Origin of the sequence: Kurthia populi (genome assembly GCF_042686175.1) — a bacterium.
In the GTDB taxonomy this organism is placed as follows: Bacteria; Bacillota; Bacilli; order Bacillales_A; family Planococcaceae; genus Kurthia; species Kurthia populi.
In genome coordinates this window covers 21,117-42,638 of record NZ_JBHUOR010000133.1, presented here as the reverse complement: position 1 = coordinate 42,638, position 21,522 = coordinate 21,117, and the positions used below count along the sequence as shown (strand labels likewise).

19 protein-coding genes and 1 riboswitch are annotated in these 21,522 nt (G+C 40.6%); of the genes, 2 read left to right on the top strand and 17 right to left on the bottom strand.

Annotated features, from left to right (window positions below):
- Positions 1-127: 127 nt before the first annotated feature.
- A riboswitch (purine riboswitch) is annotated at positions 128-229 on the bottom strand.
- A gap of 34 nt (positions 230-263) precedes the next feature.
- The 13 genes from ACFSY7_RS16410 to ACFSY7_RS16350 all read right to left on the bottom strand — a co-directional run bounded on the left by ACFSY7_RS16410 (position 264) and on the right by ACFSY7_RS16350 (position 12,463).
- On the bottom strand, positions 264-2,441 hold the full coding sequence (locus ACFSY7_RS16410) for a transglutaminase-like domain-containing protein (RefSeq protein ID WP_380148722.1): 2,178 nt from the start codon (positions 2,439-2,441) through the stop codon (positions 264-266).
- Positions 2,441-3,649, bottom strand: a complete 1,209-nt coding sequence (locus tag ACFSY7_RS16405; protein ID WP_380148721.1) for a DUF58 domain-containing protein — start codon at positions 3,647-3,649, stop codon at positions 2,441-2,443. Before ACFSY7_RS16405 ends, ACFSY7_RS16410 begins: the two co-directional genes overlap by 1 nt.
- The gene (locus ACFSY7_RS16400; protein WP_139996174.1) at positions 3,646-4,596 is read right to left on the bottom strand and encodes an AAA family ATPase; all 951 of its coding nucleotides are present in this window, start codon (positions 4,594-4,596) and stop codon (positions 3,646-3,648) included. The genes ACFSY7_RS16405 and ACFSY7_RS16400 overlap by 4 nt, the downstream gene beginning before the upstream one ends.
- Positions 4,597-4,721: 125 nt before the next feature.
- Positions 4,722-5,417, bottom strand: coding sequence for an ABC transporter ATP-binding protein (locus ACFSY7_RS16395; RefSeq protein ID WP_380148720.1), 696 nt, complete (start codon positions 5,415-5,417; stop codon positions 4,722-4,724).
- Complete coding sequence (locus ACFSY7_RS16390) at positions 5,417-6,223, bottom strand: ABC transporter permease (protein ID WP_126989611.1); 807 nt, start codon at positions 6,221-6,223, stop codon at positions 5,417-5,419. Before ACFSY7_RS16390 ends, ACFSY7_RS16395 begins: the two co-directional genes overlap by 1 nt.
- On the bottom strand, positions 6,223-6,681 hold the full coding sequence (locus ACFSY7_RS16385; protein ID WP_139996168.1) for a nitrous oxide reductase accessory protein NosL: 459 nt from the start codon (positions 6,679-6,681) through the stop codon (positions 6,223-6,225). Before ACFSY7_RS16385 ends, ACFSY7_RS16390 begins: the two co-directional genes overlap by 1 nt.
- Positions 6,678-7,973, bottom strand: a complete 1,296-nt coding sequence (locus ACFSY7_RS16380) for a right-handed parallel beta-helix repeat-containing protein (RefSeq protein ID WP_380148719.1) — start codon at positions 7,971-7,973, stop codon at positions 6,678-6,680. The genes ACFSY7_RS16385 and ACFSY7_RS16380 overlap by 4 nt, the downstream gene beginning before the upstream one ends.
- A gap of 4 nt (positions 7,974-7,977) precedes the next feature.
- Positions 7,978-8,556: a nitrous oxide reductase accessory protein NosL gene (locus tag ACFSY7_RS16375; RefSeq protein ID WP_126989614.1), complete on the bottom strand. Its 579-nt coding sequence runs from the start codon at positions 8,554-8,556 to the stop codon at positions 7,978-7,980.
- Between the two features lie 245 nt (positions 8,557-8,801).
- The gene (nadE, locus tag ACFSY7_RS16370; RefSeq protein WP_126989615.1) at positions 8,802-9,626 is read right to left on the bottom strand and encodes an ammonia-dependent NAD(+) synthetase; all 825 of its coding nucleotides are present in this window, start codon (positions 9,624-9,626) and stop codon (positions 8,802-8,804) included.
- A gap of 2 nt (positions 9,627-9,628) precedes the next feature.
- Positions 9,629-11,110: a nicotinate phosphoribosyltransferase gene (locus ACFSY7_RS16365; protein WP_126989616.1), complete on the bottom strand. Its 1,482-nt coding sequence runs from the start codon at positions 11,108-11,110 to the stop codon at positions 9,629-9,631.
- A gap of 291 nt (positions 11,111-11,401) precedes the next feature.
- A complete protein-coding gene (locus ACFSY7_RS16360; RefSeq protein ID WP_380148717.1) occupies positions 11,402-11,893 on the bottom strand; it encodes a methylated-DNA--[protein]-cysteine S-methyltransferase in 492 nt (163 codons plus the stop codon).
- Entirely contained in the window at positions 11,890-12,000 is a 111-nt protein-coding gene (locus tag ACFSY7_RS16355; protein WP_380148732.1) for an AraC family transcriptional regulator, read from the bottom strand. Before ACFSY7_RS16355 ends, ACFSY7_RS16360 begins: the two co-directional genes overlap by 4 nt.
- A gap of 1 nt (position 12,001) precedes the next feature.
- The gene (locus tag ACFSY7_RS16350) at positions 12,002-12,463 is read right to left on the bottom strand and encodes an Ada metal-binding domain-containing protein (protein WP_380148716.1); all 462 of its coding nucleotides are present in this window, start codon (positions 12,461-12,463) and stop codon (positions 12,002-12,004) included.
- A gap of 132 nt (positions 12,464-12,595) precedes the next feature.
- On the opposite strand from ACFSY7_RS16350, the gene ACFSY7_RS16345 reads away from it, so the two are divergent.
- Both ACFSY7_RS16345 and ACFSY7_RS16340 read left to right on the top strand, forming a co-directional pair.
- Entirely contained in the window at positions 12,596-13,312 is a 717-nt protein-coding gene (locus ACFSY7_RS16345; protein WP_126989619.1) for an ABC transporter ATP-binding protein, read from the top strand.
- Positions 13,309-14,073 carry an ABC transporter permease gene (locus tag ACFSY7_RS16340; protein WP_126989620.1) on the top strand — a complete coding sequence of 255 codons (765 nt, stop codon included), beginning with the start codon at positions 13,309-13,311 and terminating at the stop codon, positions 14,071-14,073. Before ACFSY7_RS16345 ends, ACFSY7_RS16340 begins: the two co-directional genes overlap by 4 nt.
- A gap of 322 nt (positions 14,074-14,395) precedes the next feature.
- Here the strand turns inward: ACFSY7_RS16340 and ACFSY7_RS16335 are convergent, their stop codons facing one another.
- The 4 genes from ACFSY7_RS16335 to ACFSY7_RS16320 all read right to left on the bottom strand — a co-directional run bounded on the left by ACFSY7_RS16335 (position 14,396) and on the right by ACFSY7_RS16320 (position 21,522).
- Positions 14,396-15,001: a response regulator transcription factor gene (locus tag ACFSY7_RS16335; RefSeq protein ID WP_126989621.1), complete on the bottom strand. Its 606-nt coding sequence runs from the start codon at positions 14,999-15,001 to the stop codon at positions 14,396-14,398.
- 38 nt (positions 15,002-15,039) lie between these two features.
- A complete protein-coding gene (locus tag ACFSY7_RS16330) occupies positions 15,040-16,062 on the bottom strand; it encodes a fatty acid desaturase (RefSeq protein WP_380148715.1) in 1,023 nt (340 codons plus the stop codon).
- A gap of 191 nt (positions 16,063-16,253) precedes the next feature.
- On the bottom strand, positions 16,254-19,682 hold the full coding sequence (gene metH / locus ACFSY7_RS16325) for a methionine synthase (RefSeq protein ID WP_380148714.1): 3,429 nt from the start codon (positions 19,680-19,682) through the stop codon (positions 16,254-16,256).
- On the bottom strand, positions 19,663-21,522 hold the full coding sequence (locus ACFSY7_RS16320; RefSeq protein WP_139996148.1) for a bifunctional homocysteine S-methyltransferase/methylenetetrahydrofolate reductase: 1,860 nt from the start codon (positions 21,520-21,522) through the stop codon (positions 19,663-19,665). Before ACFSY7_RS16320 ends, metH begins: the two co-directional genes overlap by 20 nt.

Genomic DNA, 21,522 nt, shown 5'->3' with positions numbered 1-21,522 from the left:
CTCTTCAATGTATTTTGTGTATAACTGATGACCCAATCTTTTTAAAAAAAGGACGTGCGAAAATAAACATTTTCTACACGTCCTCTCAACTGATAGATGAATAGACGAAAACACCTTATAGTAAGGGACTTCGTGCATTCACCTTCATAGTCAAGTCATTTACGGCAACTTGGTAGAAACATTCGATCCATATTATCGAACATATATGAGGGTAATTCAATTATAACTCTTTGAGCTTAGTGTACCGTTTGAATGGTGTAAAATCAACCTCTTACTTTATTGATTAAATATTGCCAACTTTCTTTCAACTTATCCCACTGCACTTCTTCCGCACTTGGATCATAAATATAGCGCTCATATTGGGCAACAAATGCCTTCATATGATGTTCGCCAAGTTTTTCATCGACCCGCTTCGCAAATTGCTGGAGTGTTTCACTGTCTGCTTTTTTCAAACCATACATAGCAAGTACCTTTAATAAGTCATTGTATGCTTGTTCAATCGATACAGTCGATTTTGATGCATAGCGTGTTTTCATATATTGTGGAATCCATTTCTTACGCGTGCGCCAGAAACCATATGCTACGACAAGGACAACGAAACCTACAAGCCAAGGCCACCATGTAATGCCCTGTTCATCTGCTTTGCTAGTATCTGTTTGTGGCTCTTGTTGTTGCGGCTCTGGTTTTTCTTGCTGTTGCTCTTTTTCTTCTTCCTCTGCTTCAGGTGCTTGCTCATCTGCAGAAGGTTGTGTGTCATTCTCTGGACGTGTATCATCCTCTACTTGATTAAAGCCACTAAAGCCAATTGTCGGCTCAAATTGCATCCAACCAACACCTGGCATATAAGCTTCAACCCATGAGTGAGCATTATTATTCGTCACTTCAAAATGCGTTGTCTTATTGTTTGTATCGACAACATCGCCCTCAGAGAAACCTTTCACCCAACGTGCAGGAATCCCTTGTGAACGTAGCATCACTACCATCGCTGTTGAGAAGTTATCACAATAGCCAATCTTCGTATCAAATAAAAACTGGTCAACATAATCTTGATTGTCTTCTGGATAATCGACATCACTACGTGAATAGCGGTAACCATTGACACTAAAATAAGATTCAATCGCGGTCGTCTTGTCATAGACACTCGTTTCATCTTTTGTGATTTCACGAGCTAATGCACGTACACGACGAGGTAAAGATTCTGGCAGCTGTAAATACTTATCAAAATCTTCATCTAAGTTTTGTAGTTCATGCATCGATGTTTTATTTAATTCACTTAATTTATACGTTGGCGGACTATAGCGCATACTGTATTTTGTAAGTGTTGTACGCTGTTCATCCACAGTCGGACGGATTTTTTCAGTATCGAGCTCGACATAAAATCGATTCGTGTTCTTATCATTTGACTCGATTTTTCGCAGTCCATATGGCTGTGCTAAAAATTGATATTGCTTATGCATATTAATTTTCATTATATCGGTATCATCAGATGGACCAGATTTAATAGACAATGGCACACGATCATCATAATCAAATGAGCGGACATAAATATCGCCCTTCTTCCGTTCCCAACCCTTGCCTGTGTAAACATACTTTGTATCGACACGTAAATACTGTGCATCCTTCGCCCACACATCAAATACCGGTGTATCATCCAGTTCAAAGCTACCACCAAGTCGTGTGTCATCCTCTACGTAGCCAATTTTCCCGGTTGGCGATAATTGCTTATTTACCCAATCATTGATTGCTTCAATAGGCGCAGGAAGATCGACTGCAGGTTCACTTTTTGGCATAAAGTATGCAAAGGCACTACTAACAACAATCATTAAGAGTAGCGGCACCATTAACTTAATATAGCGTAGTAGCGTTGGTTTCATATGATGATTGACGAATACTTTTTCAATAAATAGCATCCCAACTAAAAAGAAGCCAATACACATGACGCGAATTAATGGATACGTCGCATCGTATTCTGTAAAGGTATCAATCGATGCGAGGAAGAAAATCGTCATAAAGAAAAATAAAAAGATCGAATAACGTACAGTTAACCAGTGATGGATTAAATAAATCGTCATCCATAGTAGCACGAGGAAAATAAATGTACGTGCGCTATCGGTCACATTATCGATGTGCAATGTAAGTAGTGCCTTCACACTCGTTATAAATTCATTAAAAATTACGGGGATTTCAGATGGCGTTAAATTGCCATGAATATAAAAGACGATAAAGGCGACAAAACCTACCTTTAATGCGGTGTTACACCAAGCAGGCCAAATCGTAATAAGATTGGTCGCAAAGCATAAGATCACAAAGGTTGTAATAAGTGGTAAATGACCTGTTCCCGTCAATTCACTAATTGGACCAAGCCATTCATACAACATTAAAAAAACGAGTGTATATAAAATAAGTAAACTTGCCCAGTGGAGGGTAGGTGATTTTCTCATTAAGCCTTCCCTCCTTCAAATGCTGCCGCAAAACGATTTGCCGGCACATAGATAATACGCATTCCTCTTGTTGCTGCGCGTTTTTCGACATCCGTTGCGGCATGGACTTCTGTTGGATTTACAATAATAAAAATGACGCAATTTTTCGGTGTTGCTGCTGTATTGGATAATGCTTCAACCCATTCATTCGTTAAAGAAGAGGTAATAAAATGGATAATTGCTGCTTGGCGTAAGTCCTCGTTATACGAATACATTTTTTGCGCATCAAATCCTTCTTCTTGTACACCTGCTAAATGAACGAGCAAACTTTGTAATTGCTCATTCGTCTGTAAATTTTGCGCGGTAAAAGGACGTGTACTAGCGGTCATATAGCTAAGTGATTCATGCTGTTTTTGAGCCGATGCAAGAATGGATGCAGCAAAGGAAACCTGTGGCTCAAAATATTCGCTCGGTAATGTATCAAGAACAATCCATGTACTATCATCACGATATGGCTCAAATTCCTTCGTTTGAAGCTTCCCTGTTTTCGCAAAACTCTTCCAGTGAATCCAGCTCATGCGGTCACCCGCTTCATAATCCCGAATACCGGCAACGACATTTGTATCCTTCAAGCGACTTTGTAGTGCCTTCGCGCTACCTGGTGTTTTGTAGCGCAGCATTTTTTTATAAACAAGTGGCTGAATTTTAGGGAACACAATAACCGTTCGCTTCCCTTCGATAAACTTCGTTTTCTTTACCCAGCCAAAAAAATCTGTCACCGTTACATACACGCCAACGAGCTGATGCTCACCGCGTGGTACATCCTGAATTGCATACGTCCACGACACTTCCTTGCGAAATCCTAACGCCACAAGACGTCGTGTTTCGTGTTGCTCAACCGAATCAAAAACGCCTTTTGGTAGCACTTCCTCTACGATGACGTACAATAACGGCCATCGATTTTTACGTGTTAATGTGATGGTCATCTCTAACGTATCATGCTGTTCTAGTCGCGTATTATCGGTCGAGCGCCTGACGTCAAATTGACTAATTGGCATAAACCAAAGCATGATAGAATACACAAAAGGTGGTACGAGCATGTAAAAAATAAACCAGCTCGTAAATCCTCCCTGTAGTAGTGCAAAGCAAAATGACACGATTAATAACACGACAACAAACAGCAACCGAAATAATGCGGATGAGCTCAATCGTGTGTATTGCTTTTTCATAGCGCTTCAGACTTTCTTGTTGGTACAGCTGTATTAAGGACGATACGACCAACGATATCTTCTGCGCTCACATTGTCATAGCGCGCCTCAGGTTTTAAAATCAGACGATGTGAAAATACAAATGGCGCTAAATATTGAATATCATCTGGTGTCACAAATGTACGTCCTTTTAATAACGTATATGCCTGTGCAGCTTTCATTAAGGCAATCGAACCACGCGGGCTAGCACCTAAATAAACATACGGATGCTCACGCGTTGCTTGCGCTAATGTCACAATATATTGTTTTACTAAATCATCGACATGAATTTCCTTTACTTGCTGCTGTAAGTGAATCAACTCTTCTAGTGTCACAACCGATGTTAATGTTTCGATTGGTTTTGTTGATTCCGCACGGCGTAGCACTTCAATTTCATCTAAAATATCTGGATAGCCCATTTTTAACTTTAATAAGAAGCGGTCAAGCTGTGCTTCTGGTAATGGGTATGTACCCTCGTATTCAATCGGGTTTTGTGTCGCCATCACAAAAAATGGTTTCGGAATTTCAATCGTTTCCCCATCAACCGTCACAGCAGCTTCCTCCATTCCTTCAAGTAGCGCTGCCTGTGTTTTGGGTGACGTACGATTGATTTCATCGGCTAAGACGATATTCCCCATTATCGGTCCTGGTCGGAATTCAAACGCCATGTCTTTTGGGTTGTAAATTGACACGCCAAGCACGTCAGACGGTAGTAAATCCGGCGTAAATTGAATACGCTTAAATGTTGCACCAACGGATTTTGCGAGCGAGCGTACCATCATCGTTTTACCGACACCTGGTACATCTTCTAGTAGTACATGGCCTTGCCCGAGTAACGCCACGACGCTTAGTTCGGCGATATGACGTTTCCCGATCATTACTTTCTCAATATTATCAATGATTGCTTGTAGCTTTACTTGTGTATCCATTCCTCATCCTCCAAGTATTAATGATTATCAATTATACCATGTACCTACGTTTTCTTTTGCGTCGAAAGTATTTGTTAAACAACCTGCCATAAAAAAAAGAGCCGCATATCATCAGCTCTTCCGTGTTAATTATGTGTGGCAAATCCGACATTGCGCATAAATAATTCTTCCAAATGTGAAACTTTTTCTTGTTGTAAAATAGATTGCAGTTCTCCTGTCATGAGCACGTTGCCATCATGAAGTAACAGCACATCATCTGCTAGCTCTTCAGCAAACGATAGTAGATGTGTTGAGAAAAGTATCGTTTTTCCTGCTTTCTTTTCTTCACGTAAAATTTGCTTTAGCTCTGCAATCCAGTGCAGGTCTAGGCCATTTGTCGGTTCATCTAAAATAAGTAATTGCTCATCTCCTAAAAGACTTTGTGCTAAATTAAGTCGCTGACGCATCCCACGCGAATATTGGCGTACACGTTGTTTACGATACTGCCATAAACCAACACGTTCGAGCACTTCCTGACAGCGGGATGTTGGCAATTGTTTCATCGTCGCAAGCAGTTGAATAATTTCTTGTGCTGTAAGTGCTAATGGAAAATTAATATCGTCTGGCATATACCGAATTGACTTTCCATCTGCCCAAACAATCGTTCCTGCATCTAGCTCTTCTTCCTCAATTAATAAACGAATTAACGTCGACTTCCCGGCCCCATTTCCACCAGCTAAAGCAATAATTCGCCCCTCATTTAATGAGAACTTAATGCCATGCAATCCTTGATGATTGGCATATTCTTTTGTTACAGCTTCGCCTTCAACAATGGTCTTCATTATACGTCACGTCCTTTTTTACTTAAAATCCAATTTGCTAAACCAAGTGGTGTAATGACCCACAATGCACTTAGCATAATAAATAAGAAATAGCCAAAAAATGATGTGTAAAATTCCGTGAAATCATAAAAAGCAGGTCCGAGAACAGTCGTTTGACCAGAGAACATAAAGTAACCAAAGCGTAGCCATTCTGCTGGATTTAAGTGAATCATCACGATAGTCAGCCATTTAAGCATGGTGCCAGACACAATCGTGCCAAGAGCCATTAAAATATATGAAAACAGTAGTAAGCTCACAGCCCATATGACGAGTGAAAGAGATAAGGCATGCAAACGATTTTTCGCAAGTACCCCACAAAATACGGCAAGCGCTGAAAAAATAAGTACCATAAAAATCGATAAGAAAATAAAAACAACAGGTAGCTGCATATGTCCCGTGATGCCAGACATCGTTAGGACAACACCGAATGCTAGTAATAAAATTAGCAAGAAAGATAATACGATGGCAACGTATTTACTCCATAAAAAACCGAAAATACTCATAGGATATGTTTTTAAAAGCGCATACCACCCTGACTCGATATCACCTGCCACACTCATACTACCAATCGTCAATGTAAATAAAGGTAATAGAAATAATAATAAATTAAGGAAGCTTGCTGTTTGCCGTGTAAATCCATCCGTCGGTAAGGCCATTTGCTGAATAAGGGATATTGCTGCAAAGACAACGACAAAGAGCACTGCTACAAGTTGCATCCAGCGACTGCGTAGCATTTGCTTCCATTCTAGTTTAATGAATAAAGCCATTACGCATGCCCACTCCAGTCCATCGCTTTCACCTCTTCAAATGAGATGACTTTCCCTTTACCTTCCGAATCAATAAATTGCTGTGCTTCCTCCTTCGTTTTAAAGGCAATCACACCGTAACTCATTGGCGTAGAAATTTCTTTATCTGATACATAAATCGCCGTTTCTACATTTACCCAAGTGTCTCCGCTAAAATCTTTAACAAACGCTTCTCCAATTTGTTTTTTATCCGTTTTTGTATAGTATTCCATCAGACAGCCAATATCATCGAATGTCTCGTAATCACCATTTGCGAGTGCTACTTGTGCTGCATATTTTTCAGCAGCTACACTCATATTACAAATTTTGCAAATATCTGTCGCCGGATTAATATCACGTGCTTCAAACGATTTATCTCCACAAGCACTCAACAATAATGAGGTTGCCATCGCACCTGCTAGCCATATTTTTTTCTTCATTGTTTAACACCCTTTCTCCAAAGAAATATTGCACCAGTTAGCATGATAAGACCAATCAAAAATGACCATAAATGAAAAGCGTACTCTTTATGAAACGCATTCGTTGGTTCCATCATCGGCGTACTATCGACTAGCTGATTTGTTTCGACACGATTCGTTTGCTTATCCATTTGGTTCAACATAATGACAGCGGGTGATTCAATAAAGTATTGATACGCCGGCTCTCGCACCATCCACTGGCCAAAACTTTGTAGTGCTACATAATTTGTGTCGCCTACTCCGTTGTCATCAATATCATTTCCATCGTAATCATCATAATAGTTTTTGTCGATTCTACTATCACTACCATCCGAACGAATGTTTAAAATGTTACCAACAAAATCATTGTTCGTTACCGTATTGTTTTTATCTGCCGCTGTAAATTCAATCGCGGTTTGATTGGATGAAAAAATATTATGCTGTATTTGCGCATTTTTTAATGTTTGGCTCAAAATACCAGTTCGATTCCCTGAAAAAACATTGTTTTCTGCAACAATATTTTCAGCGTTATATAATGTAAATCCAGAGGAATTCCAGTCCCATTGTAAGCTAATATCGTTATAGCGAAGTGAGGCATTTTTTGCGAGCATCAGCATAATCCCTGTTACATTTCGCTTGAGTGTATTGTGTTCCGCCTTGATACCATCTGCATACATAAAATGAAGACCATAACGGCTATCTGTCGCAATATTATTTGTCACCGTAACATCTTTTGTATGTTCTAAATAATATGCGTCTTGCACAGACGTTACATTATTATGATCAAGCGTTACGTTACTACTTTTAAATACCGCTAGACCATAACCTTTTGAAGCGAACTGTCCATCGATTCCTTTTAGCGTCAACCCTTTAATCGTCACGTCTTTTGAGTCATATACTTGAACCCCACTAAACATTTGAATCATCTCAAGCTTGTCTAATTGAATCTTTGATGAATTTTTCACGACAACTGCTGCATTAGATTGTAAAAAGTGTAGCCCTTTTAACGTGACGTTTTCGGCATTCTTAATTGTAAAGACCGGCTTGTCGCTATCAGACATGAGGAGGGTTTCTTCACCACCTATTATGGTAATGGGCTTTTTAATTACAGCAGTTTCCATATATTCACGGTCAAATAATGTTAACGTTCCTCCTACAGGTGTTTTATCAATTTGTTGTTGCAATGTATCTGCACTTGCTGAAAGTGTAAAGAGAAACAACGTAGCAAAAAAGGCTATCCAAAAATGCAGTCTTCTCAAAGACGTATCCCCCATTCATTTAATGCCCATGTGACTCCGTTGAATCGTCCATCTGTTCACTTTGCATGTTCATTTTCATCTTCATTTTTTCATGTGCCTTATCATCTATGTCCTCTACCGCAACTAGTTTTGATCCTTCATGCTTATCGATAAACTTCTGTGCATCCGCCTTCTGTGCAAAATAAGCAAAGCCGTAATTCATTGGTGTTTTAATATCGCCTGCTACAACAGCTGCATCCTCTAAATGAATCCACTCTTTTGAATCGTAATCTCGCACAAATTTTTCAAGTGTTACGTTATGTTCTCGTTCGTAGTTCAACATGCAACCCGCGTCATCAAAAAATAAATTTTTTCCTTTGTCATCGATTGCCTGAGCCGTAAAAGCACCTAATTTATTGTTTTTTTGATAAACCTTCATGTTACAGAATGCACATTTTTCATCCTTTGCTGGTTCTTTTAAACGATTGTCTACTGGTGCTGCGGTCGTTTGATTTTCTGAAATGGTTGTATTTTCACTGTTTACTGAAGTTGTATTTTCTCCACAACCTGCTAATAATAATCCTGCTATTACCACTGCTCCACCCAATTGATAGTTCACGTTTTAAAACTCCCTTCAAGTTGTTTCTATCATTTATTGTAGCCAGCAATTGTGAAATAAGATAAAAATCAATTTGACGTTTTAAATACAACTAATAAAAAAAGGGAGACTGGGATACAACACGTCATGTTTCTTTTTTAGCGTTTGCAACGAAAAACCGGAACCGCACTTTCGCGCGATTCCGGTTTTTTTATGCTCATAGGAGAGGTGATTTTTACACGTATGTCAAAGCTTCCCCTCGCTTATTATTTCCAAAAATCATCATATACCGTAATTGGTAGATGACGTTTATGCTGTGTTTTTAAATAGTGACCTTCTAAAATCTTCTGTGCCGCTTCATCGATTTGTTTACCTTCTAAGTAATCATCGATTTGCTCATATGTCACACCTAGTGCATCCTCATCGGGAATACCTGGTCGATTTTCTTCTAGGTCGGCTGTTGGCTTTTTCTCATATAAATGAGTTGGACAATCTAGTGCTTTTAGTAACGCCTTGCCTTGGCGTTTATTCAAGCGCCAAAGCGGAGTTAAATCTGCTGCCCCGTCACCAAACTTCGTATAGAAGCCTGTAATCGCCTCTGCTGCATGATCTGTACCAAGGACAACGCCCGCATTCACTGCCGCAATCGCAAACTGTACTTTCATACGTTCACGCGCTTTTTCATTCCCCTTAACAAAATCGCTTAGTTCAATACCCGCTTCTTTTAACGCACTAACGCCCGCATCAACAGCTGGTTTAATATTGACTGTATACGTTTTCGTTGGTTGAATAAATGCAAGTGCATCCTCACAGTCTTTCTCATCTGCTTGAATACCATATGGTAAGCGTACCGCCCAAAATGAATACGTTGCGGTGCCTGCTTCTTCATTTAACTCATCGACTGCAAGCTGCGCTAATTTACCAGCAAGCGTAGAATCTTGTCCGCCTGAAATACCTAGCACAAAGCCTTTTACAAAGCTATATTTATGTGCATAGTCTTTTAAAAAATCAATGGTGCGACGAATTTCTTGCTCCGCATCAATGGTTGGTTGTACATGAAGCTCTTCAATGATTTGTTGTTGCAATGTCATGCTTATGCCCCCTCAATTTCATCTACAGTGCGTTGTACCATTTCCTTTACTTCTTCGATATTACGCATTTTATTATCCCAACATTTTTGACTTAAATCCACTGGGTATGCTTCTGGATTTAATGAACGTTTGTATTCATCCCATAACTGGTCAAGATTTGCGAAAGCATATTGTTTCATCTCTTCCACAGTTGGTGATTCGTAAACAACTTCACCATTTGCAATCACTTTTTCGTGTAAGTTTTTCGCTTCAAAGTTCGTTACAAATTTTGAAATGAATGTGTGTACTGGGTGGAACATTTTTAAACGTTCCTCTGAGCTTGGGTCCTCATCATGCATACAAATATAATCGCCCTCTGCTTTGCCATTTTCACGGTCGATGATGCGATATACCTTTTTATGTCCAGGGGTTGTCACCTTTTCTGCATTAGCAGAAATTTTGATTGTATCTTGCATAACACCATTTTCATCTTCAATTGAAACAATTTTATAAACAGCACCTAATGCGGGTTGATCATACGCTGTAATAATTTTTGTGCCGATTCCCCATAAATCAACACGTGCATTTTGCGCACGTAAATTCAGCATTGTATATTCGTCTAAATCATTTGATACGACAATTTTCGCTTCTGGGAATCCCGCTTCGTCTAGCATACGACGCGCTTCTTTTGATAAGAATGCGATATCCCCGCTATCTAAACGAACACCGATAAAGTTAATTTTATCGCCAAGTTCTTTCGCTACTTTAATCGCCATCGGTACACCAGATTTTAATGTATCGTATGTGTCGACTAAAAAGACACAATCTTTATGACGACGTGCATACGCATGAAATGCCTCATAGTCGCTACGGTATGATTGCACAAGTGAATGCGCATGTGTACCCGCAACTGGTAAATCGAATAATTTACCCGCTCGTACATTACTTGTTGAATCAAAACCACCAATAATCGCAGCACGCGTACCCCAAATCGCTGCGTCCATTTCCTGTGCTCGACGTGTACCAAATTCCATGACCGTTTCTTCACCCGCCACATGCTTGATGCGGCTCGCTTTTGTTGCGATAAGTGTTTGGTAATTCACGATATTTAGTAATGCTGTCTCAATTAATTGTGCCTCTACAAGTGGTGCCTCAATGCGTACAATTGGTTCATTACCAAAGACTAACTCACCTTCAAGCATTGAATACATATCCCCTGTAAAACGGATATCGCGTAAATAATTAATAAAATCTTCTTTATAGCCAACCTCTTGTTGCAAATAAGCTAAATCCGATTCGCTAAATTTAAAGTTGCGTAAGTACTCTAGCATACGCTCTAAGCCGGCAAATACTGCATACCCATTCCCAAATGGTAGCTTTCTAAAATAAAGTTCAAAAATTGCTTTACGATTGTGAATGCCATCTGCCCAATACGTTTCTGCCATGTTGATTTGATAAAGGTCTGTATGTAACGCTAAACTATCATCTGAATAGATTGATTTCATAATAATTAGTCCCTTCTTCTAAAAGTTAAGTTAAGAACGTGGTTCACTTCTTAATTACGTTCCCCAAAATACCTTTTTATATGCAATTCGTTTCCGCTCCCACGAAACCATATGTATAAACATGATACATCGTATCAGACGAAGCGTCTTACGTCATCTACAATCTTCGCCTGTTTTCTGGATGTAGCTCTATTATAGCTCTTTCAAGTGAAATTAAAAACCTTCTGACTTGTCACAAGTCGTTACGCAAAAAAAGCTTCTCACATCTAGATGTAAGGAGCTCAATGTTTATTATTCTTTATATGTTGTAAAGCCTTCAAGATGAAGCAATGTTTTCTTCATCGCTAGCCCACTGCGGAAACCTGTTAACTTTCGATTTTTGCCGATAACGCGGTGACAAGGAATAACGACAAGCACTGGATTGCGTCCAATCGCATTCGCAACAGCGCGCACAGCAGTTGGTTTGCCGATTTTTTCTGCGACATCTGAATAGGTCCACACCTCACCAAACGGAATCGTCATCAGTGTTTGCCAAACTTGTTGTTGAAGCGCCGTTCCTGTGACATCTAATGTGAGATGAAAGGTTTCTAAGTTCCCTGAAAAATAACGTGCGAACTGTGTACGATAAACTGACATTGCCTCATTACCTTGTACCAGTACTTCCTTACGCTTCGCCGCATAATCAAATAGTTCCTGCTCTTCATTTCCCACATAGCATAAGCCTTTATTTGTTGCTGCTATATAGAGAACATCATTCGGTACTGCTAATGTAGTGTAATTCATCGTTTATTCCTCGCTTTCAACTGATATTGCTTTGGTGTTTGTTGCTCGTACTGCTTAAATACCGCTACAAAATAGGCACTACTATGAAATCCTACACGTGCGGCAATCTCATGGATGCGTACGTAGCGTCGTATTATTCAGTAGACGTTTGGCCTCTGTTAAACGTAGCTGTGTAATATGCTGTGTAAGCGTCTCCCCCGTCATTTCTTTATAAATACGACTCAAGTGAAATTTACTGCCATGAAAACACGCCGCAAGCTTATCAAGTGTCACATCATACATATAATGCGTTTCTAAAAATGCATTAATAAGCGCCACCCATTCGTCATTCGGCAATATCACATTTTCAGGCCGACAACGCTTGCATGGTCGAAATCCTTGCGCCATCGCCTCTTCAAGTGAATGAAAGATGCACACCTTTTCCCGGTGAGGAAGACGTGATGGACAACTTGGCTTACAACAAATTTTCGTCGAATGCACCCCATATAAAAAACACTCATTATACGTTTTATCATTTGTCTCAATGGCTGCCCATTGTTCGTCGGTTGGCCTTACGCCCTCATTCATCATTCGGTGTACACCTCCTTTTTCTTCATTATAAAGTAGATTTTTTTCGAGTCGAATTTTTCACACTATCATCGCAAGATTTTAATAGTTTTTAAATAATGATATGTTACGCTACTACAGAAGGAGGTTTTGCATATGACCGCAGCCATTACTTTTCATAATATTTCTGTTACGATGCAAGATACACAGATTATCAATACGATTTCCGGACAGTTTCCAAAAGGGCAGATTACCACACTCGTCGGTCCTTCTGGCGCAGGCAAAACAACCATTTTAAAATTATGTAACGCGTTATTATCGCCTACAGATGGGACTATTTTTTATAATGATCAGGAGTTAAAAACATACAATCCACTAACCTTACGCCGCTGTGTTGGCATGGCCTTACAAGATGCACCAATGATTAAAGGAAGCGTCTATGATAATTTAAATTTACCGCGACAACTTCAAGGTGAAACATTAAGCAAAGACGAGGCGATACAGGCACTTCAGCAAGTCGGCTTAGATGCTAAAAATATACATAAAAAAGCGCATGACCTTTCTGGTGGACAGCGCCAAAAATTATCGATTGCAAGAACACTTATAAATCCGACCGATGTACTGTTACTGGATGAAATCACCTCTGCGCTTGACCCGCATTCGGTAACGGAAATTGAGCAATTGATTGTAACGATGAAACAGCGTGGTGTCACGATTATCTGGATTACGCATAATTTAGAGCAGGCTCGTCGCATTGGGGATTATATGTGGCTAATGCATCGTGGCCAATTAATCGAGAGCGGCAGCATTCATTTACTAGAAACCTCACAAAACGAACGCGTCCAACAATTTATGCGAGGTGAGCTTTTATGACGTTTACAACGCTAGCGATTACACTCGCATTCGTCTGTATTCCACTTGTCTTATCGAAAGCATTAAATTTACAACTTGGTAAAGATGTCATCATCGCTACGATTCGTGCCATCGTTCAGCTGCTTGCAATTGGATATGTATTACAGCTCATTTTTGACCAGCAAAATGTGGTATTTAGCTTCTTAATGGTCGCAATCATGATTGCCGTGGCAACGCTGAATGCACGCAAAAAAGGCGCCCAAATCAACGGCATTACGTGGAAGTTGGCGCTAAGCTTATGTGTGATTGAAGCCATTGTCATGAGCGTATTAGTAGGATTTCATATTGTACCGGCTACAGCACAATATATTATTCCACTGAGCGGCATGGCAATCGGCAACTCAATGGTTATGAGTATTTTATTTCTCAACCGATTCACCGCCGAAATCGAGGCACACGAACAGGAAGTCGAGCTTATTTTATCACTCGGTGGCACGCCGAAGCAGGCCATTCACCGCCAGCTCATTACATCGATTAAAGCGAGTATGCTACCGACAATTGAAAGCCAAAAAACAATTGGTCTTGTACAGCTCCCTGGTATGATGAGTGGCCAAATCATTGCCGGTGCGGACCCGGTCCAGGCGGTTATGTTCCAGTTACTTGTACAATTCATGCTACTGACGACCGCCTCTGTTTCAAGCGTGCTACTTGGTTTCTTAAGTTACCGTACTTTATTTAATCAGAAACTGCAAATAATTCCAGAAAAATTTACCGGACAATAAAAATCGCCTTCCCTATTCCATGTAGGGAAGGCGACTTTTTTGTCATAATATTATTGTGTACCGTACTCAACGTTACCTATTTTAAAGAGACAATTCAATAGCAAGTAACGAATCGCGTTAAAAATGGTCAGAAACGAGCCAATTACCGCATATCTCCTTGAAAATTGTACATAAGCGAACGGATTTGGAACTTCTTGGCAAAAGAATGTTATACACAATTAGAGTATATACCCTAAATTTAGGATATTCAATTTTTCTGCTTCAAACGAAATTCTAATCTTTTGAGTCGGTCATTTTAATATTTCACAATACCGAACGGCTATTACTTATTCCAGCCTTTTTCTTTATAACGAACGATTGCCTCGATACGATTACTTACTTCCAATTTGTCTAAAATAGTTGAAATATAATTGCGTACCGTACCGGGCGATAGAAAAAGCTCTTTTGCAATTTCCTTTGTCGTTTTTCCTTCTGCAACAAGGCCAAGAACCTCTGTCTCACGCTCTGTCAGAGGATTTTCAACGGTTTCTTCATAGACGATGTCGATCAACTCAGGTGCATATATGCGGCGGCCATCCATAATGACACGAATCGCATTAACAAGCTCTTCAATCGGACTATCTTTTAATAAATACCCACGAACCCCCGCTTTTTTCGCACGTTCGAAATATCCAGGACGTGCAAAAGTCGTTAAAATAACAACCTTATAATCCTGTCCTTTAATTTCTTCTGCTACATCAAGACCTGTTTTTTCGGGCATTTCAATATCCATAATGATGATATCTGGCTGATGCTCTGTAATTGCCGTTAATGCCTCAACACCGTTACGTGCTGTTGCCACAACTTCCATATCATCCTCCATATTGATTAATGCCTGCATGGCACCAAGTAACATGCCTTGATCCTCTGCTAACACGATTTTAATCATGTAAGACTCACTTCCTTACGCCCTATTTTATATGCTTATTATAGCAAACCTCTATTTGAAGCGCTCTTTAATGCCGCATACTCTTTAAACGTAATGAAGCGTTTGTTTGATGCATCATACAGTTTATAACGCAATGATTCGAAGCTTGTTTTTAATGTAATCGTTGTGACACGTTGTAGTGGTGGCGTTTTTTCATGTGCTTCCTCTAACTCATAGTTTGGAATACGTGGTGCTAAATGATGTACATGGTGGTACCCGATATTACCAGAAATCCATTGTAGTAATTTTGGTAATTGATAATACGAACTTCCTTCTACAGCTGCTTTTACATAATCCCAATCTTGCTCATTCTCGAAATATGAATCTTCAAAGGTATGTTGAATATAAAATAACCAGATGCCTAGTACTGCTGCGATGTACATTGAAATCCCTTGTACAATCAACATTGCTTGCCAGCCAAATAATAGGCTCATTACAACAAGCATAACGACTAGCGCAAGCGTTGTGTAATACGTGTTAAGACGTTCTTTTTTCTTCGCATTTTTTGCATTCATACGATTTGATACTAAAATTAAATAAAGTGGTCCTACGCCGAACATGATAATTGGATGACGGTATGAACGGTAGCAAAAACGTTGCCATTTCGATGCTTCATTATATTCCTCTGTTGTCATCATCCAAATGTCACCGACACCACGCTCATCTAAGTTTGAGCTTGATGCGTGGTGAATTAAATGTTCGCGTTTCCATTGTTCGTATGGGAATGTCGTAATAACGCCTGTGATATTCCCTACTACCGCATTTAATTTTCTGTTTTTGAAAAATGATCCATGTGTACAGTCATGAAAAATAATGAATGTACGCACAACAAAGCTGCTTGCGATTACTGCGCAGACGATTGAAATGATAGGTGATACATGAAATAAGCCGTAGCCAGCACCCCATAATAGAAGTAGCGGTACGAGCGTATTAATCAATTGGCGAATGCTCGTGCCCATCTCTGATTTTGAGAACGGCGCAACGGCTTTTTTCAGTTCTTTAATTTTTTCGCGATCCGTCATTTTTTTGCCTCCAACTCATTTATTGTTTCTAGTATAAAATAAATTAGTTGGAGGTCACATAGGTGGATGTCACACCTATCATATGACATTCATCACTAGTTAAACGACAAAATAATCGAAAGTGTCTATTAGTAACCACTCACTTTTATGTATGAAAAAAGAGAGGCCATTTAGCCCCTCTCTTTTCTCTATTAAACGTTAAAATAACGTGCATCTGGATGTGAGAACATCATCGCAGAAACTGATGCCTCAGGGTCCATCATAAATTCCTCTGTTAAATTCACACCAATATCCTCTGGGTGAATCAGACCAAATAATTTCTTTTGATCCTCTAAGTTTGGACATGCTGGGTAACCGTATGAGAAGCGCTGTCCTTGATACTTCGCCGCAAAGCGGTCACGCATCGTGAAATCCACACCATCTGGATATCCTGCATGGTCACGCATCTCCTGGTGAACTCGCTCTGCTAAGCCCTCTGCAAGTTCAAGTGCTGTTGCTTGAAGCGCATGCATTTCAAGGAATTTTCCCTGCTCTTTTAATTGCTGTGCCTTTTCACGAATGCCCTTACCCGCCGTTACTTGTAGGAAGCCTACATAGTCCATTTCGCCGCTGTCTTTTGATTTTAAGAAATCCGCTAGACAGAGGAATGGTTCTTTTTCTTGACGCGGGAATGTAAAGCGCTCGATTTCTGTGACACCGTCCTTGTCATAAATAATGACATCGTCGCCATCTGATTGTGCTTTAAAGAATTGATACATGGCCTTTGGATGTAGTAAATCGGACTGTAAATAACCTCGCACTAATTCAAATAGCTCAACTGCACGCTTGTCCCCCTCTTTAATCATATCTTCTTTAAAGCCTTTTAAACCAAGGTGATGACCAATCAATGTGCGCATATTCACATATGGATATAAATAAGCTGGTGTATAATCACGTAGCACATGGCGCTCTAAATCGGTTGGTTTGTAGACTGGCACATCTGTACGTACGGTTTTCGCTGGGCGCGTTTTCACTGCAACTGCCGGACGCTCTGCGCGATTTGCATCTTGAACTTTACGTTTTTCCTGTGCCTCAAAAATTTCCGTTAGTAAATCTTCGCGGTCATCACTCATTAGGCGGTTAATCGTTTCAAGTCCTTGCATCGCATCTTTTGCATACATGACCGGGCCATTATAGTTGGCGGCAATTTTTGTATCGGTAAAGCGACGAGAAAGCGCTGCACCCCCGACGATAATTGGTGTATCAATCCCCGCTTCTTTAAAGTCCTGTGCTGTCACAACCATTTGTTGGGCCGATTTTACAAGCAGACCCGATAACCCGACGATGTCTGGATTTTCTTTACGAATCGCTTCAATTAATGTTTGTGGTGTCACTTTGATACCAAGGTCAACAACTGTGTAGCCATTGTTGCTCATAATGATGTCGACTAAGTTTTTACCGATATCATGTACATCACCTTTGACCGTTGCAATAAGCATTTTCCCTTTCCCAACATCATCTGCGCTTTTCTCCATGTACTGCTCTAAATGCGCAACAGCAGCCTTCATAACACCCGCTGATTGTAATACCTCCGCAACGATTAGTTGATTTTCATTAAATAGCTTCCCAACGGTCGCCATCCCCTTCATCAGTGGACCATTGATAATATCAAGTGGTGCATCATACATGTCACGCGCAGCCTCTAAATCATCAATTAAACCTTCCTTCGTACCTTCTAAAATATAATATTCAAGGCGCTCTGGCACAGTTTTTGGAATATCATCCTCTGTTTTTTCTTTCTTTTTATCACGATAGAAATCGGTAAATACCGCGAGTGTTTCATCATTCGTATTGAATAATAAATCATTCGCTAACTTGATTTCCTGTTCAGGAATCGACGCATAACGCTCGAGCTTCTCTGTATTGACAATCGCATAATCAAGTCCTGCCTGTGTACAGTTATATAAGTACACCGCATTTAAAATTTCACGACCTACTGGTGGTAAACCGAATGATACATTCGATACCCCTAGAATCGTTAAGGCACGTGGTAGCTTTTCTTTAATCAAACGAATTCCTTCGATTGTCTCGACAGCAGAGCCAATATACTGCTCGTCCCCTGTACCAACTGGGAAAACAAGTGGGTCAAAAATAATATCTTCTGGTGCGATATCCCACTTATTCACAAGTAAATCGTATTCGCGCTCTGCAATTTCAAGCTTACGATGGCGGTCAACAGCCATCCCTTTTTCGTCGATTGTCCCAATAACGATTGAGGCACCGTATTTTTTCACAAGTGGTAGTACGGCATCAAAACGTTCTTCGCCGTCCTCTAAGTTAATGGAGTTGATGATGGCCTTCCCTTGTGAATATTTTAGTGCTTCTTCGATTACCTTCTCATCCGTCGAGTCGATAACGAATGGTACTTTTACTTTTTTTACGACTTCTTCCATATAGTTACGGATATCTTCTAGCTCATCACGGTCTGGGTTGGCTAGGCAAATATCGAGTACATGCGCACCATTTTTCACTTGCGCACGGGCGATTTCTGCCGCTTCTTCAAACTTACCTTCTACGATTAAACGTTTGAATTTACGTGAACCGATAACGTTTGTACGTTCCCCTACAAATAATGGACGCATTGAATCATCGTACATTAATGGCTCAATACCTGATACCATATGCGGATGATCATGGTCTGGACGCTTACGTGGTGCTTTGTCTTTTACTGCCTCGCGAATCGCGCTAATATGCGCAGGTGTCGTCCCACAGCAACCACCAATAACATTTAGCCAGCCTTTATCTGCAAAAGCCGCTAGTTTTTTCGATAATGACTCAGGTGTTTCATGGTAATGACCCTCCTCATCCGGAAGTCCAGCATTTGGGTAACAGCTAACATAGCTCGTCGCTACTTCCGCAAGTGTACGAATATGGTCTGTCATAAATTCTGGTCCAGTCGCGCAGTTTAAGCCGACTGACAGTGGTTTAATATGCTCGATTGAAATATAAAATGCATCGATTGTTTGACCCGCAAGTGTTGTACCCATTGGCTCAATCGTTCCTGAAATCATAACCGGTAATTCTTTTCCTAGCTCATCAAACGCTTGTTTAATACCAAGTGTTCCTGCTTTTACATTCAGCATATCCTGTGATGTTTCCATTAATAAAACATCCGCACCACCATCAATTAATCCCTTTGCTTGCACATAAAAATCATGTTGTAGTGCATCAAATGTCGTACCACCTGTTACCGATAATGTTTTGGTCGTTGGCCCTAACCCACCTGCAACATAACGTGGCCATTCAGGTGTTGAAAACTCATTTGCTGCTTCAACCGCAAGCTCTACCGCACGTTTATTAATTTCATACGCATGCTCGCCTAAACCATATTCATTTAATACAAGCGGTGTCCCACCAAATGTATTGGTCGTTACGATGTCTGCTCCTGCTTCAAAGTAAGCACGGTGGATATCACGTACAACATCTGGGCGTGTTAAATTCAGGTTTTCATTACAGCCATCTAACTCTTCGCCACCAAAATCTTCTGCTGTTAAATCAGCGTTTTGGAGCATTGTCCCCATCGCACCATCTAAAATTAAAATATGATCTTGAATACGGTCCTCAATGCGTTGTTTCGACATTTACTTGTTCCCCCTCAGTTTGTGCATCTAGCTGCTTAATATAATCAATTAACTCAACGGTCATGTCATAGCGCATGAACGGTGTAATTAAATAAATTCCTTTAAATAGTGGTGCGGCGACGTCGATTAACTCCTTTGCAATCTTAAGTCCCTCTGCACGTGCACGCTGTTTATCCTCTTCGCAGTCACGCATACGCGTAAGTACATCTTCGGATAACTTAATGCCCGGTACTTCATTGTGTAAAAATTCTGAGTTACGTAGACTTGTCAGTGGCATGATACCTAAGAAAATAGGCTCTTCAATATGTTTTGTTGCCTCGTACACCTCAATGATTTTTTCCTTCGTATACACCGGCTGTGAAATAAAGTAATCTGCACCGGCTGCGATTTTTTTCTCAAGTCGTGGTACAGCGCGCGCCACATTTCGTACATTGGGATTGAAGGCGCCTGCGACAGAGAAGTTCGCCTTTTTACGAAGCGGCTTTCCTGAGAATGAAATGCCCTCATTTAATTTTTTAATTAGCTCAAGTAGCTCGATGCTTGAAACATCATACACACTCGTTGCCCCTGGGAAGTCTCCTACCTTTGTTGGGTCCCCTGTCACCGCTAAAATGTCCGTAATTCCTAGCGCATCAAGGCCCATTAAATGCGATTGCAGACCGATTAGGTTACGGTCACGACATGTAATATGTGCCAGTGCGCGAACATTCTTTTCATATTTCAAACGAGCACCCATCGCCATATTACTGACGCGAGGTGAAGCAAGCGAGTTATCCGCCATCGTCACCGCATCTGCACCGGCATCTTGTAAAATACGTGCACCATCAACGAACGCATCCGTTTCTAAATGACGTGGCGTATCAAGCTCGACGATAATCGTACGCTGTTTTTTCGCCTGTACATGCAGTGGTTCATGTGCAGCTTCATCTGCATCTTTAATAATTAATGACTTTTTCTTTTCGACAATTTTTGCTTTAATCGGTGGAAGATCTGCTAAACGTTTTTTCACCTCGGCAATATGCGCCGGTGTCGTCCCACAGCAACCGCCGATTAGACGCACGCCCTCGTCACGTAATAGTACTGCTGCGCGGCCGAAATAATCTGCCTCTGATTCATAAACAACTTTACCGTCCTCAACGTCTAATAAGCTCGCATTTGGATAGGCTGATAAGAAGGCTGTCTCTGGCAGCTCTACGTTTTCAAACGCTTGGATGGTATGATGCGGACCTAGACGACAGTTCACGCCAACGATATTGGCACCAAGGGATTCAAGTGTATGAAGTGCTTCATTTAATGAGACACCGTTTTGTAGAACACCCGGCTCATGCATCGATACTTGTGCAATGATTGGTAGCGCTGTGTGTGCACGTAGTAATTTCACTAATGCTGATAGCTCTTCAAAGTCGTAAAATGTTTCAAGTAATAAGCCATCGACGCCGCCTTCGATTAAAATTGTTGCCTGCGTATGCAGTGCTTCTAAAATTTCTTCTAGTGTTTCATCCGTTTTGCGAATTCCTCGAATGCCACCGATTGTCCCAAGTACATACTGACCACCTGGCGCTGCAGCTCGTTTTGCAATCGCAACTGCACCTTCGTTAATCGCTACAACTTGGTCCTCGATACCATAGCGAGCTAATTTAATCGCATTGGCTGTATATGTATTCGTTTGAATAATATCTGCACCTGATTCGATATAACGCTTATGAATATCCTCGATAATTTCTGGCTTTGACACATTTAATTCCTCATAGCAGTAGTCAATCCCATATGAATAAAGCAACGTGCCCATCGCACCGTCCGCTGTTAATACTTTCGTTTTTAAATCGTTCAGCAATCCCAT